The 14,057-nt window shown below is 61.7% G+C and carries 13 protein-coding genes; 10 read left to right on the plus strand and 3 right to left on the minus strand.

Annotated elements, in window-relative coordinates; translation table 11 throughout:
- Positions 1-397 precede the first annotated feature (397 nt).
- Genes JI744_RS06610 through JI744_RS06625 form a run of 4 tightly spaced genes read left to right on the plus strand, consistent with a single transcriptional unit; the run spans position 398 to position 6,422 of the window.
- The gene (locus JI744_RS06610; protein WP_328756973.1) at positions 398-1,099 is read left to right on the plus strand and encodes an SOS response-associated peptidase; all 702 of its coding nucleotides are present in this window, start codon (positions 398-400) and stop codon (positions 1,097-1,099) included.
- A complete protein-coding gene (locus JI744_RS06615) occupies positions 1,083-1,670 on the plus strand; it encodes an ImuA family protein (protein WP_236019305.1) in 588 nt (195 codons plus the stop codon). The genes JI744_RS06610 and JI744_RS06615 overlap by 17 nt, the downstream gene beginning before the upstream one ends.
- The gene (locus JI744_RS06620) at positions 1,651-3,069 is read left to right on the plus strand and encodes a Y-family DNA polymerase (protein WP_328756974.1); all 1,419 of its coding nucleotides are present in this window, start codon (positions 1,651-1,653) and stop codon (positions 3,067-3,069) included. The genes JI744_RS06615 and JI744_RS06620 overlap by 20 nt, the downstream gene beginning before the upstream one ends.
- Entirely contained in the window at positions 3,066-6,422 is a 3,357-nt protein-coding gene (locus JI744_RS06625; protein ID WP_202658916.1) for an error-prone DNA polymerase, read from the plus strand. The genes JI744_RS06620 and JI744_RS06625 overlap by 4 nt, the downstream gene beginning before the upstream one ends.
- Positions 6,423-6,495: 73 nt before the next feature.
- On the opposite strand, the gene JI744_RS06630 is transcribed toward JI744_RS06625, so the two are convergent.
- Positions 6,496-6,834, minus strand: a complete 339-nt coding sequence (locus tag JI744_RS06630; RefSeq protein WP_202658917.1) for a hypothetical protein — start codon at positions 6,832-6,834, stop codon at positions 6,496-6,498.
- Between the two features lie 144 nt (positions 6,835-6,978).
- Here JI744_RS06630 and JI744_RS06635 point away from each other — a divergent pair, with 144 nt between their 5' ends.
- The 3 genes from JI744_RS06635 to JI744_RS06645 all read left to right on the plus strand — a co-directional run bounded on the left by JI744_RS06635 (position 6,979) and on the right by JI744_RS06645 (position 9,237).
- Positions 6,979-7,278 (plus strand): helix-turn-helix domain-containing protein, encoded by a 300-nt coding sequence (locus tag JI744_RS06635; RefSeq protein WP_202658918.1) that lies wholly within the window; start codon positions 6,979-6,981, stop codon positions 7,276-7,278.
- A 41-nt stretch (positions 7,279-7,319) separates the two neighbouring features.
- Positions 7,320-7,835: a hypothetical protein gene (locus JI744_RS06640; protein ID WP_202658919.1), complete on the plus strand. Its 516-nt coding sequence runs from the start codon at positions 7,320-7,322 to the stop codon at positions 7,833-7,835.
- A gap of 187 nt (positions 7,836-8,022) precedes the next feature.
- Positions 8,023-9,237 carry a hypothetical protein gene (locus tag JI744_RS06645; protein ID WP_202658920.1) on the plus strand — a complete coding sequence of 405 codons (1,215 nt, stop codon included), beginning with the start codon at positions 8,023-8,025 and terminating at the stop codon, positions 9,235-9,237.
- A gap of 928 nt (positions 9,238-10,165) precedes the next feature.
- Here the strand turns inward: JI744_RS06645 and JI744_RS06650 are convergent.
- Positions 10,166-10,651, minus strand: coding sequence for an HNH endonuclease (locus JI744_RS06650; protein WP_202658921.1), 486 nt, complete (start codon positions 10,649-10,651; stop codon positions 10,166-10,168).
- A gap of 303 nt (positions 10,652-10,954) precedes the next feature.
- Here JI744_RS06650 and arsA point away from each other — a divergent pair, with 303 nt between their 5' ends.
- Entirely contained in the window at positions 10,955-12,700 is a 1,746-nt protein-coding gene (arsA, locus tag JI744_RS06655) for an arsenical pump-driving ATPase (protein ID WP_202658922.1), read from the plus strand.
- A gap of 6 nt (positions 12,701-12,706) precedes the next feature.
- On the opposite strand, the gene JI744_RS06660 is transcribed toward arsA, so the two are convergent.
- Complete coding sequence (locus tag JI744_RS06660) at positions 12,707-12,913, minus strand: DUF2478 domain-containing protein (RefSeq protein WP_202659367.1); 207 nt, start codon at positions 12,911-12,913, stop codon at positions 12,707-12,709.
- A gap of 283 nt (positions 12,914-13,196) precedes the next feature.
- Here JI744_RS06660 and JI744_RS06665 point away from each other — a divergent pair, with 283 nt between their 5' ends.
- Both JI744_RS06665 and JI744_RS06670 read left to right on the plus strand, forming a co-directional pair.
- Positions 13,197-13,841, plus strand: coding sequence for an OmpA family protein (locus tag JI744_RS06665; protein ID WP_202658923.1), 645 nt, complete (start codon positions 13,197-13,199; stop codon positions 13,839-13,841).
- Positions 13,838-14,029, plus strand: coding sequence for a hypothetical protein (locus tag JI744_RS06670; RefSeq protein ID WP_236019307.1), 192 nt, complete (start codon positions 13,838-13,840; stop codon positions 14,027-14,029). Before JI744_RS06665 ends, JI744_RS06670 begins: the two co-directional genes overlap by 4 nt.
- Positions 14,030-14,057: the final 28 nt, after the last annotated feature.

Here is a 14,057-nt window from a genome sequence, read left to right on the forward strand (position 1 = left end):
AATCGCGGTCGAGCGGCTAACAAGCTCGACAGAGCACCACATCGAAGCACGGGCTACGGCCCGTGTTTCCATTTTTTGCACACAGGCTTCTTAGCCTGTCTTGAGGTGTTGATTTCGGTTTGTCAGGATGCTGCACATCCAAGACCCACCGATCGATCCCGAGACCGAGCCGTTCCCCGATTTTTCGCGCAACGCGCGCATCGCCGGAGAGGCCAGGAGCGAGTCACTGAGAGCCCTTCTGTTTTCGTGAGTCACTGACACCTCAAACAGCCCCACCCCACCTCCTAGCGCGCCTCTGGGCCTCTGCGGCCGCCCCCCCCCCTCTCCTGAAGCGGCCCGGAATTCTTTCACGCATCTCGAACTGGACAAGTTCGCACAATGTTCGCACCCTGTCATCTTGCTGATTCTGGACCCTGCGATGTGCAACCTCTACTCCGAGACCAAAAGCCAGGACGCGATGCGGCATGTCTTCGATGATGTCGTCGAGGAGGAGGAGCCCTTCGAGGATCTGACCGGCAACCTGCCACCGATGGCTGGAATCTGGCCGGACTACCTGGCGCCAATCTTTCGTCATGGCGGAAATGGTGGCTGGCGGCTTTCGATGGCGCGCTGGGGATTGCCGACGCCACCACAGTTTCTGACCGGCAAGCGCACCGACCCCGGTGTGACGAATGTCCGCAATCTGGCCTCACCGCACTGGCGGCGCTGGTTGGGCGTCGAGCATCGCTGCCTCGTGCCGTTCACCTCCTTCGCGGAGCCTGACACCCGCCAGGGGCCGACCAAAGGCAAACCCGTCTGGTTCGCACTCGGCCCTGATCGACCGCTGGCCTTCTTTGCTGGCATTCGCACCGGCTGGACCTCGGTGCGCAAGGTGAAGGAAGGCGAGGTGACGGTCGATGCCTTTGGTTTCCTCACCTGCGCACCCAACCGCGAGGTCGAGGCCATCCACCCCAAGGCGATGCCCGTGATCCTGGTGCGGCCGGAGGAGTGGCGCGCGTGGTTGACGGCCCCGATCGAACAAGCGCTGCATCTGCAACGCCCACTGCCGGACGGCGAGTTGGACATCGTGCTGGAGGGTGTGAATGAAGACCCTGCGTGATCGACCGTCCAGCGACTCCCTCGCCCTCGCCAAAGCCCGTGTGCACGAGGCCGAAGGACCGGGCCGACGCGCCTTCGCGGTCTATCAGGGCCTGCGTCACCCCGGCCCGGTCGTCTGGGTGCTGCCTGCGCATGAACCGCAGCGCCCTCTGCTGGCCGGTCTGCCTTCGGGGCTGGGTGAACGGCTGATGATCCTCACCCCCAAAGGCGAGACCGATCTGCTGTGGTGCGTCGAAGAGGCGTTGCGGGCCAGCCCCGTCGCTCTGGTCATCGCAGAGCCACAACAGCCGCTGTCGCTGACGGCCGGTCGTCGGTTTCAACTTGCGGCCGAGGCGGGGCGAACGGTCGGCCTGATGTTGATCCAGGAGGGTCAGGGCAGCAACGCGACCGAGACACGCTGGCACTGCGCACCATTGGCGACGACGGACTCGACTCTGCACAGCTGGTCCCTTAACAAGAACAAATCAGGAACAATCGGAACGCTGATTGCAGAGTGGGATGTCACGTCGCCTCATGTCCATCTGGTTTCCCAGGCTGGCGAGCGAGACCAGCTTGCGGACCCGGCCCGTTGAGGGGCCCTTCGCGCTGATCCATCGGTCGGCCAATGCCGATCACCTACATTGTCTGAACCCTCTGGCCGAACGACATGGCCTGCGTCGCGGCATGTCGCTGGCCGATGCGAGGGCGATCTGCCCTGATCTGGCGACCCGGCCTGCCGATCTGGTTGCCGAAGCCAGATCGCTGACCACCTTGCGTCGCTGGGCCGGTCGTTACGCACCGATGGTTGCCGTTTCGGGTTCGGACGGGCTTATCGCCGACATCACGGGCGTCGCGCATCTCTTTGGCGGCGAGGCCGAGGTGCGGGGCGATCTTCATGCGAGGCTTGCTCAGGCCGGGCTTTCGGTCACCAGCGCCATCGCTGGCAGTCTGGGCGCCGCCCATGCTCTGGCGCGACATGGCGGCGGTATCATCGCCGAGGGTGCCTTGCAGGCAGGTATCGAGCACCTGCCAGTCTCGGCCCTGCGGATCGAACATGCCACCGCCGAGGCTTTGGCGCGGGTCGGTCTGGCGCGGATCGGCGATCTGATCGCGCAACCGAGGGCTCCCCTTGCAAGACGGTTCGGCATCGCCCTGATCCAGCGCCTCGATCAGATCTTGGGCCACCAACCAGAGCCGGTCTCTGCCGACCCTGACCCTCCACATTTCGGGGTGCGGATGACGCTGCCGGACCCGATCGGCCTGACCTCGGATGTCATGGCCGGGCTGGCGCGTTTGCTGGACCGGCTCTGCACCACCCTGGCCCTGCATCGCCGTGGAGCGCGTCGTCTGCGGTTGGAACTGCGTCGGGTCGATCGCGGAACGGTGCAGGTCGAGATCGGGCTGGCACGCGCCATGCGTGACCCGGCCCGCATCCTGGCGCTGTTCGCCAAAGGCGTCGAAGAGATCAACGCAGGGTTCGGCATCGACGCTTTGCGCCTCTTTGCCGCGATCACCGAACCCATGGCCCCCGAACAGATCGGCCACGGCGCCCAGGTCAAGACGGAGGATGCGCTGGCCGATCTGGTCTCGCGTCTTGGCAACCGCATCGGCTTTGACCGCGTGCTGCGTCTGGCTCCGGCAGACAGCCTGATCCCCGAACGCAGCTTTCAGATGGTGTCGGCGGCCTGGTCAGAGCCGGTCGCGGCCCCGCCCTGGTCTGGTCCGCCACGCCCGATCACCCTGTTTCCACCCGAACCTGTCACGCAGGTCTCCGGCCACCCGCCCGCGCGATTTCGCTGGCGGCGGATGCGCCTGACCACGCTGCGCGCCCAAGGCCCGGAACGCATCGCCCCCGAATGGTGGTTCGATGATCCAGCCTGGCGCAGCGGCCTGCGTGACTACTGGCGGATCGAGACCCAGGAAGGCCCGCGGCTCTGGCTGTTTCACACCCCACAGACCCCGAGCTGGTGCGTGCAGGGAGAGTTCGCATGACCGGCTATGCCGAGCTTTGCGTCACCTCGAACTTCACCTTCCTCAACGGTGCCTCCCACCCCGAGGAGCTGGTGACCCGCGCCGCCGAACTGGGCCTGACCGCCATCGCCATCACCGACCGCAATTCGGTCGCGGGTGTGGTGCGGGCGTTTTCGGCGTTGAAGGAACTGGCGCGGCTGAAAGAGGAGGCGCAGACCGAGGCCGCAAAGACCGAGATCGCGCAACCGGGACCGGCGATCCGCTCGCAGCGTGTGACCGATCATTCCAGCCGACAAACCGTGCCACATTTCACCGGCGAGACATCGGCGCCGATGATATCCGACCTGACATTGCCCAGGCTGATCCCCGGTGCGCGGCTGGAGCTGACCGACAGTCCGGTCAATTGGCTGGCGCTGCCGACCGATGTCGCGGCCTGGTCTCGCCTGACCCGCTTGCTTTCCTTGGGCAAGCGTCGTGCAACCAAAGGCGAATGCAGCCTGACCCGCGCCGATCTGATCCAGTGGGGACAGGGGTTGATCCTGATCGCCCTGCCGCCTGATCCAATGACGACCACCGTGCCGGTCATCGACATCACCCGCATCGCCCGCGCTTTTCCCGGTCAGTGCTATCTCGGCGCGGCCCCGCAGTATGACGGGCGTGATCAGCGACGCCTCGACCACCTCGCAGCACTTGCTCAGGCCACCGCCCTCGCGCTGGTCGCGGTCGGGGATGTGCTGATGCACCGCGCCAGTCGCCGCCCTCTGGCCGATGTGCTGACCTGCCTGCGGATCGGCTGCACCATCGACAACATCGGTCGGAACCGCCTGACCAATGGCGAGCGACGGCTGAAGTCTGGCGCCGAGATGGCCCGCCTCTTCAATCGTTACCCCGCTGCGATCCGTCGCAGCGTAGAGATCGCCGACCGCTGTGCCTTTCGTCTCGACGAGCTGCGCTATCAATATCCCGACGAGGCCCAGAATGGGGAACCTGCCCAGACCCGTCTGGAGCGCCTGACCCGCGATGGCCTCGTCTGGCGCTATCCAGAAGGACCACCCCCGAAGATCCTCCAGCGCGTCGAGAAGGAGCTGACGCTGATCGCCGAGGTCAGCTATGCGCCCTATTTCCTGACGGTGCATGACATCGTGGCCTTCGCCCGATCCAGGAGCATCCTGTGCCAGGGGCGCGGCTCGGCCGCCAATTCGGTGGTCTGCTATCTCCTCGGCATCACCGAAGTGCCGCCTGAGTCCATCACCCTGATCTTCGAGCGGTTCATTTCGAAGGAACGCGGCGAGCCGCCGGACATCGACGTGGATTTCGAACACGAACGCCGCGAAGAGGTGATCCAGTGGATCTATGACCGCTATGGCCGCGACCGCGCCGGTCTGACGGCAACCGTAATTCATTTCCGCAGTCGTGCCGCCATCCGCGAAGTCGGCAAGGTCATGGGGCTGTCGCAAGATGTGATCGCGCGGCTTTCGGGGCAGATCTGGGGCTGGTCGTCGGCAGCCCCCGGCGAAGACCGGCTGCGCGACGCGGGTCTGTCGCCAAACGACCGGCGCGTCGTGCTGGCGATGCAGTTGATCGGCGAGATCATCGGCTTTCCGCGCCACCTGTCGCAGCATGTCGGCGGTTTCGTTATCACCCATGGCCGTTTGGATGAGCTTTGCCCGATCGAGAACGCGGCGATGGAGGATCGCACCGTCATCGAATGGGACAAGGATGACATCGACGCGCTTGGCCTGCTGAAGGTGGACATCCTGGCGCTTGGGATGCTGACCGCGATCCGCAAGTCGTTTGCGATGCTGGCCGATCATCGCGGGCGGCAGCTGACCCTCGCCAATGTTCCGCCGGAAGATCCCCTGGTCTATGACATGCTCTGCCGTGCCGATGCCATCGGGGTGTTCCAGGTGGAAAGCCGGGCGCAGCTGAACTTCCTGCCCCGGATGCGACCACGCCAGTTCTACGATCTGGTCTGCGAGGTGGCGATCGTCCGGCCCGGCCCGATCCAGGGCGGCATGGTCCACCCCTTCATCAACCGCCGACAGGGGCGCGAGAAGGTCGAAGACCTTGGTCCAGCGATGATGGAGGTGCTTGGTCGCACCTATGGCGTGCCACTTTTTCAAGAACAGGTCCTCCAAATCGCTGTCGTCGCGGCCGGATTCACCCCGTCCGAGGCCGATCGTCTGCGTCGCAGCCTCGCCACCTTCAAGCGCATGGGCACCATCGGCTCGTTTCGGGACCGCTTCATCTCCGGCATGTTGGCGCGCGGCTATGATGCCGGTTTCGCCGCCCGCTGTTTCGCCCAGATCGAGGGCTTCGGCTCCTACGGCTTTCCTGAATCCCACGCGGCCAGCTTCGCACGCCTGGTCTATGTTTCGGCCTGGCTGAAGTGCCATTACCCGGCGATCTTCACCTGCGGCCTGTTGAACAGCCAGCCGATGGGGTTCTACGCGCCTGCCCAGCTGGTGCGCGATGCACGGGATCATGGGGTGGAGGTGCGGCCGGTGTCGGTCAACCACTCGCATTGGGACTGCACGCTGGAGCTGCGCTCGGACGGTGCGTTGGCGCTGCGTCTGGGGTTCAGGCAGATCAAGGGTCTGCGCGAGGAGGATGCCATCTGGATCGCCGCCGCCCGCGGTAATGGCTATCCTGACGTGGAAAGCCTCTGGCGGCGGGCCGGTATCCGCGCCGATACGCTGGAACGGCTGGCCGAAGGCGATGCTTTCTCAGCCCTTGGCCTGACCCGTCGCGACGCCCTCTGGGCCGCCCAGGCGCTGCGGGCACCAAAGCCGCTGCCGTTGTTCGGCGCAGATGGCGAGGGATTGACTGAGCCCGCGGTGGTCCTGCCGCAGATGACCCTCGGTCAGGAGGTGATCGAGGATTACCTCGCCCTGCGCCTGTCACTGCGTGCGCATCCGATGGAGCTTCTTCGACCTGGGATGACCGAAAGTCTGCCCCACAATCGCCTGGCTGAGGCCAAGGGGCGCATCACCATCACCGGCCTCGTCATCACCCGCCAGCGGCCAGGCACAGCGTCAGGCGTGATCTTCCTGACGCTGGAGGACGAGACTGGCACCGCCAACGTGGTGATCTGGCGGAAGATCTATGACACTTTCCGCAAGGCAGTGATCGCCGGTCGGCTCCTGCGCGTCACGGGCCGGATCCAGCGCGATGGTCAGGTCACCCATCTGATCGCCGAGCGGGTCGAAGACCTGTCACCCCTCCTCGCCACCCTCGGTCGTCAGGTGCTGATCAACATCAATGACGGCCGCGCCGATGAAACGAAGCGCCCGGTTGGTGGGAGCAGAAGGTCAAGCGCGCATCACCCGCGGGAGCAGGCCAAGAAGTTGTTTCCGAGCCGGGATTTTCATTGAGGGCGATGGGCAGAGGCCGGACGGTCGCTACGCCGGGTATGGAGCGCTCCTTTGATCTCTGAGGGGCAGTCGATTAGCGAGGGCAATAGTAGACCGTCGCCACTTGGTTCGGGTCGATGGTGCCGTTCTTGAAACCGACGCTGAACGGGCTGAAGCCAACATAACCGCCGAGCCTGTTCTTGCCGTTCAGCTCCAAGCAGACCAGATCCCGCTTGGTTCCATCGGCGAGTGTTGCCGTCGCGCCGCGGATATCTCGGAACTGAGCGGACGATGGGTCGATCAGTTGATACGTCAGATGATCTTTCGCTGCCTGGACGTTCTTCGCGTTCGGTTTAGACGGCTGGTAGGTGGCTTGCATCAGGTCCGAGCAGGCGGTCAAAGTCAAAAAGGCTATAAGGACGAGTTTCTTCAATTCCGTTTCCAGTCAGCATTGGGTTTTTAGTTCGATGCAGCGGCTGTGCACTGCGTTGCAAATGATCTGCTTCCAGATGGTTAGCACAGTTGTTCTTTCCAAGACTAGAACAACTGTTCGTGGCGCGGTGTCAAGGTGTGCGGGATGGCTCCCGCCATGGATCGCAGCAACGAACCCTTGGTCATCGCGTTTGCCGCCGCCCTGCGCGAAGCACGGTTGCGCGCGGGCATGACCCAGGAAGAACTGGCCGAGCGCGCTGATGTGTCTGTCCGGTTCATTTCGCTGCTGGAGAACGGCAGGCGCCAACCGTCGCTCAGTGCCTTGGCGGCGGTCAGCGCCGGGTTGAACATTCCGATGTCGATGATGCTTGCGGCGGTCGAGGGTCACCTCATGACCAACCAGGGTAATACAGATGGTGGCAAAGAAGCCACTCCCGAAGCGTAGATATTCTACGCGGACATGCTTGATCGCCAGACAAACCCGACATGACCAAGACACGCCAGAAACGCGACAACAGCTACTATCTCGACCGCCTGCGCATCGATCACCCCGGTATTTATGCCGATTTTCAGGCCGGAAAGTTCAAGAATGCGTCCGAGGCGCTGATCAAAGCGGGCCTGCGCAAACCCAAAACAGCTCTTGATGCGCTCCATTCGGCTTGGGCGAAGGCGACCACCGCAGAAAGGGTTGCCTTCAAAGCTATGATTGGATGCGCACCGAAAGTATCCACCACGTCATTTATTTCACCAGGAGTCAGCCAGCCTACGACACCAGCATCGACGCCAAGGCCAATTCACCAGAACCGCTACCTGACGCCCGAAGCAGCAGATGACATCCGAGCGATCATGGCTCGGCGCGGGCTGAAGAATGGTGATGTCATGCGCGAACTTGGCTTCAATCCTTTGAACGCGTCGCTCGGTATGGCCCTGAATCGCAATACGCAAATCAAAGAACCCCTTCTGAAAGCTCTGGAGGGCTGGATTGTGAGCTATCGGGCATGATGTGCTGGGACAAACGAGACGATCAAACGAGACGATGTTGTCAAATCAGAACCCAGAACACGCAAATGAGTTCTTTGCGTTGCGTAGAATTTCTACTGACCCCTGATCGAACAGTATAATTTCTTCGATCCTGCCCGACATCCGTGCCAATGGCGCATATAGGGTTGCGTGTTACCTTGAGAAAGTCATGACCCTTCCAACCCTCGCAGCCCTTCCCGCCGGCAAACCGTCCTCGACATCCTATCATCTGGCGCATGACCTGATGCCCGTCAGCAATGTCCAACGCCGTCTGGCGGGTCGGAACAAGATGGTGCCGGCCGTGAACCTTGATGCCTACAGGTTCCGCACTGTGATCGACTGGATCGAGTTCCGCGTCGAGTTCGGAAGGATGACGCAACGGCAGCATGTCCAACAGGTTCTCCGCCGGTTTCTTGACCGAGGCAGCTACATCAAGCCGAAGAACATGGGGCCAGGTCTGACGTTCAGCATCTGCCATATCCGCGTTCAAGAGCCGAAGAACCTGGCGCTGATTGAAGATATACACCGGGCGCTGGTCAACACCTTCGGAGAGGCCGCAGGATCACGCGTGACGGCCATCGAGATCAGCGTTGACGCTTACCCAGCACAACCGTCTGATGCCGCTCGTGCGACTCTCCTGGGCGCTCTGCAAAGGACGATCTGGACTAACCGGGATATCTGGTCGAATGGCGCTAGTCGGCCGCGGGTATCGATTGGCAAAGCACGTCATGAAAATCAGTGGCTGATGATGGGACCGGAGACGGATGGAACGATCTTCTGTCGCTCGTCGTCTGAAAACCATGTGCCTGCATTCATTGATGGCACGATGTATCTCGGGGCGCGCGATGAAGATGTGATGATACGGATAATGGACAAGGTTATCGATCAGCAAAACCCTAACGGTAAGCACACCATACTTTCGGATGACCGGAAGAGGGTCAGGATCGAGGTGACGCTAAAAGGTGAGGAACCTCAAAGAATGGGGATCACGGATATTCCCTCGCTGCGCCAGCTAAAGATGGCCACGTTTCAGAAGGAATACTTTCAGTTCAAGCTGCCGACATTCCTGGATGTGACACAGATTGGGACCGCAAAAGATCTGATCCACAGAACAAGGGAGACTTGGCGAGCGGACACCTACCTGAAAACCGGCGTCATCGGGCTGATGGTGATGGATGCCGTAACGACCCTGCGCCGGAAAAAGATGAAGGACGGGGTTCGCAAAACTTTGCGCGCGATGAACAAGTCAACGAGGAACCCAGCTCCTGACGCAAGGCTCGCCCCCGCGTTTTTATCCTGGGATGAACTAAACCAAAAGGTCAACGTCGCGTTTCAGCAGCAGGAGAAAAGAGAGCAGACGGCTTGGAAGAGGATGAAGGTCTAAAAAGGGAGGTAGTAGACTATGGTGAGGAAGCAACCCATACCATCTCTACCAGTTATTAGGCCATCGCGGCCGCTTGAGATGCTGCCGCCCTTAAAGAAAAGGCTGAAATCGCGATCTGGTCGGTTTCATGGCGGGAAACGGCGGTGAAAAAAACCTGCATGTGGCGCCTGAACCGTAGCACTCAGCTTTGATCGGGAGGGTGCTGGCGCCGACGGCGCGGGGCACTGAACGCGCCCGCTGGCCGAACCCTCCGCGCCTTCGTTCTCCCATGTCAGTCCTGGGCAGATGTCGCCCGACGACAACCACGCTGGCCCACCATCATCTTCGCCTTCATCGCCAGACTCGCTGAGGCGCGCGCTGAGCTGCATCCGTGCTCTCGCTGGTGGTGATGTGCACCCAGATCAGCAGCGCTGCCCCTGACCGCCCCCTGCGCTGTTCCTGGTGATCGCCGTCAACGCCGCCGATGACCATTCGTTTCTCCCTTCACTTTCAGCGTATCCTCAGACGCCCGCGACGTGGACGAAGTGCCTTGTGCACCTGTCCTTCCGGTGCTGATCTGCATGGCGGCAAGCCGTGATCATCGTCCGCGACCGGTTTCGTGCTCAGGATCGTGGATCTGCGGACGTTCGGCATCAGGTGGATTTCGATGGCCGCAAGCCGATCCTGCGGTCCGTCTCTCTGGCAAGTTATCGGGAAAATTCATTTTGCGAGGTCAGAATGTAAACTTAGCGCCCACTTCTCCGTGCCAGGATCAACAAAACAAGGGATTTTCATCGGTCGAAGCGCAACATTTCATCGCCCGAGGCAACGAAATCCGTCCACGGAGCAACCGGAAATGTTGCGTTTCAGCGGGAATATGTTGCGCTTTGTTGACGTGTGGACAGGTTTTCGGCCCGAAATGTTGCGCTTGCTCACCCTGTCAACATGGTCACGCGGCCCGACGACGCTGTTCATCAATGCGTTTCCGCGCCCTTGCGTAAACGGATTTGATCGCGGCCGCGGCCAGTTCCTCGGTCTCGAACCTGCCAAGGTTGATGACGGCCTCGTCCAAAAGCACCATCGCCTCGAAGGCATCGCCGATCTTCCACACCCCGCGCGTCGCAGTCGGTTCAGGTCTGGGCGGACAGTGTTGTTCTTTCTGGCTGCGCCCGGCCTCACGCAGGTTCTTCCAGCGGTTGTCGCTGCGATCGCCGTTGATGTGCTCGATGTTGCTACGGGGCATGGTGCCTGTCATCCACAGCCAAGCCAGCCGATGAAGCAGGTGATAATGGCTGGCGATGGAGACCTTGAGAAACCCTCTGTCGTCATGCCGGGTGCCTGCGATCCGGCCTTTGCGGCTACCTTTGACAAAGGTGAATACCCCGGTGTCAGGGTCGTAGTCGAGCACCTGGCGCAGGCGCTGTTGGGTCAGCATCATCGATCTCCATGAAGACGTTATGCTGATATCTAAGGCGCCATCCTTGGATCGTCGCACGGGATGGAGAAATTTCTGGTCGAGGTGACCAACTGAGTGTCAGGTGCGATTCATGTGTGCGGGGTCGCATATTGCTGAGCAACACAGCCAGCCCAGAGCAGCCGCTGAAGCCAGTTCTTCGAACGATCGATTTCAAATACCGACGTTGCGCTCAATAGCAGCTGGGTCCAGACTTTTGACCCATGTCATGGCTCGCGGCCCCGCGACGCGGCATGGTTGTCTTGTGTATAGGGATGACTTCTGATGGATACCGCGTCTCTTTTTGAAGATCCGACGCATTTCCTGTTCTTCACGGGAAAGGGCGGCGTGGGCAAGACCTCGCTCAGTTGCGCGGTGGCGTTGGGTTTGGCGGATACAGGCAAACGCGTGCTTCTGGTCAGCACCGATCCGGCCTCGAACCTTGACGAGATGTTGGGCGCCAGGCTTTCCGATCAGCCGACGGCCATTCCCGGCGCCGTGAATCTGTTCGCCATGAACATCGACCCCGACAAGGCGGCAGAAGACTATCGGGCACGGGTCATCGACCAGTTGGGAGCCGATGCTTCCGAAGTGGAAATAACCACTGTGCGCGAGCAACTTTCCGGCGCCTGCACGATCGAGATTGCGGCTTTCGACGAATTTGTCGGGCTGCTGGCCGGGGATGCGCCGGAATACGATCACATCATCTTCGACACCGCCCCGACCGGCCATACCCTGCGTTTACTGAGCCTGCCTCGCGCGTGGACGGGGTTTTTGCAGGGCAACGACCGTGGTGCTTCCTGTCTTGGTCCACACTCGGGGTTGAAGATGCAGGAGGCGCGGTTCCAGGCTGCACTGAAGGCCCTGGCCGACCCGAAGCGCAGTTCGATCGTGCTGGTAACCCGCGCCGACCGTGGGGCGGTGCAAGAGGCGGCGCGAACCTCGGACGAGTTGCGCGCGTTGGGGCTTGGCAATCAGCGCCTGGTGGTCAACGGCGTGTTCCATGCGAGCGGGCAAAGGGATGCTGTCGCAGAGGGTCTGGCCCGCGATCACGCCACCGTTCTGGCCCATCTCCCGCAGAACCTTGCGGCTCTACCCCGGAGCGAGGTTCCGCTACGATCCTTTGATATGGTAGGGCTGCCAGCACTACGCGCATTGTTCAGGCCCGAGGAGACGGCCGGCCATGTGGCGGTGGTTCCGCCAGGTATCGATGAGGCCGGGCTTGCCGAAATGGTAGACGAACTGGCGCAAGCCGGTCGCGGTCTGGTCATGGTGATGGGCAAGGGCGGGGTGGGCAAGACAACCGTGGCCGCCGCCATCGCCGTGGGCTTGGTCAAGCGCGGGCATCAGGTGCATCTGACAACAACCGATCCCGCCGCGCATGTTGCCTTGGTGGTGGATGGCATCCTGTCTGGTCTGACCGTGGACCGTATCGACCCCGTGGCGGAAACCTCTCGCTATGTCGAAAAGGTCATGGCCACCAAAGGGCGCGATCTGGATGCGGCCGACCGCGCCCTGATGCTGGAAGACCTGGCTTCGCCCTGCACCGAGGAGGTGGCGGTGTTCCATGCCTTTTCGCGGATCGTTGCTGAAGCCCGCAGCGCCTTTGTCGTGGTGGATACGGCGCCGACAGGCCATACACTTTTGCTGCTGGATGCGACAGGAGCCTATCACCGCCAGATGACGCAGGACATGGGCACCGTGCAGGGGCGTATCGTCACGCCTTTGATGCGGTTGCAGGACCCCGACTATACGCGGGTCGTCCTTGTGGCCTTGCCGGAAACCACTCCGGTCTCCGAAGCGGCAAGCCTTCAGGATGACCTGCGGCGGGCCAGGATCGAGCCTTGGGCCTGGGTCGTCAACCGGGCGATGGCGCGCACGGGCACCACTAACCCGCTTTTGCAAAGGCGGGTCGCGTCCGAGGTCGCGCAAATCACGCGCATCCGAAGCGGGCTGGCGCGTCGGCTTTACCTTCTGCCGTTCTGCCCGGAACCGCCTGTCGGGGTCGCGCGTCTCTCAGATCTGAGCTGAATGGTTTCAGACGGAACAAGCCGCCGGTTCTGCGACCTTGGCCAAGCACCACTGCGTGACCGCTTCGGCTTCGGTCGGAGGCCCTTCGATCTCTTCACCCGCAAAGGCGAGCAACGCCGCGAGGTTCAGACCGTTGACGCCGACCAAGATCGGCAGTCCGCGATGCAGGGCTTCGGCGATGAGCGCAACCAGCCCTTTGCGTATTCCAGAAATGCGCCGGTTCGCCCTTGGCGGCTGCGCGACGAGTCGCTCAAGAACAGCCCGACCATCACCCGCCCTGCGCGGCGCAGAGCGGGTGGGCCGTCCAGCATCAGCTCGAGGGGACGATAGCTGACGCGGATAGGTTAGGGGTGTTTAATCGGTCCGACGTAACCTCGCATCCGGGTTCTCCGCCAGTGCTATCATCGAAATAGCGAGCATTGGCTGGGCGCGGGCTGATCAAGGTTAGGTCTGGAGAGCTATTTGAAAGGTGATGAGGCAGATCAGGGCAAGATTAGTGACGACCGCGCAGGATAGCCAACTTCGCGTCATTTTACCCGAAGGGATCACCTCGCCGACAGGCTCGGATGTGGTCCAGCGGAACTTCCTGCCGGCCCTGGGTGAAGTGGCCCGTTCGCGCAATGCACATCCGAATTCAACGCTCCGGGTGTTTGGCCATACGAACAATGTCTCTTCTGACGCCTCTAAGAGGCAGCCCAGCCAAGGCCGTGCGCCGTCAGTATCCCGCGCTGATCCGTTATGGCGCGGCCTTGAGCAGGATCCGCCATTCCCAGCGCGGATTTGGCGAGCCAATCACGACAAGCGCCACGTCAGGTGGCTAGGCACAGAACCACCGCGCCGAAATCGTGACGACGCCTGCCGATTGACCATGCTGCCTGCCGCGTTGCGGCGGGCGCCCATTGGCGGTTTGTCGCCGGTTTTCCACTCCGCCCGAATGAATGCGCGCGATGCAAACCTGGATCAGGATGAAACGGCGCAAAACAGCGCAAGTTCGCCCATGGCCCGCGAATACCCGCAGACCATATCTGCACCAGACCTGCGGTGCCCCGACCGATCCCGTAATTTTCAGATTTCAGTTATTGTTCTTAGTTGGGTCGCGAAGGGCATCGTCGGGTCTGGAAGCCGAAAGGACTTGAAATGACTATGAATATTTCCAACACCACCGCCGAAAAGATGAAATCCGTCAAGGCCGCTTGGGACAAAGCCCCTGATGGCGCCAAGAAGGATGCGGCCTTGACCCATTACAAGGCGGCCGAAAAGGCGCAGACGGCCAAGAACGATGCCGAATGCATGAAAGCTTTGGATGAAGCCACCAACGCGCTGGCGTAAGCCGCGTCAGCCCTTCCGGCATTCGTGC

The organism is Fuscibacter oryzae (assembly GCF_016765795.1).
GTDB classification, from domain to species: Bacteria; Pseudomonadota; Alphaproteobacteria; order Rhodobacterales; family Rhodobacteraceae; genus Fuscibacter; species Fuscibacter oryzae.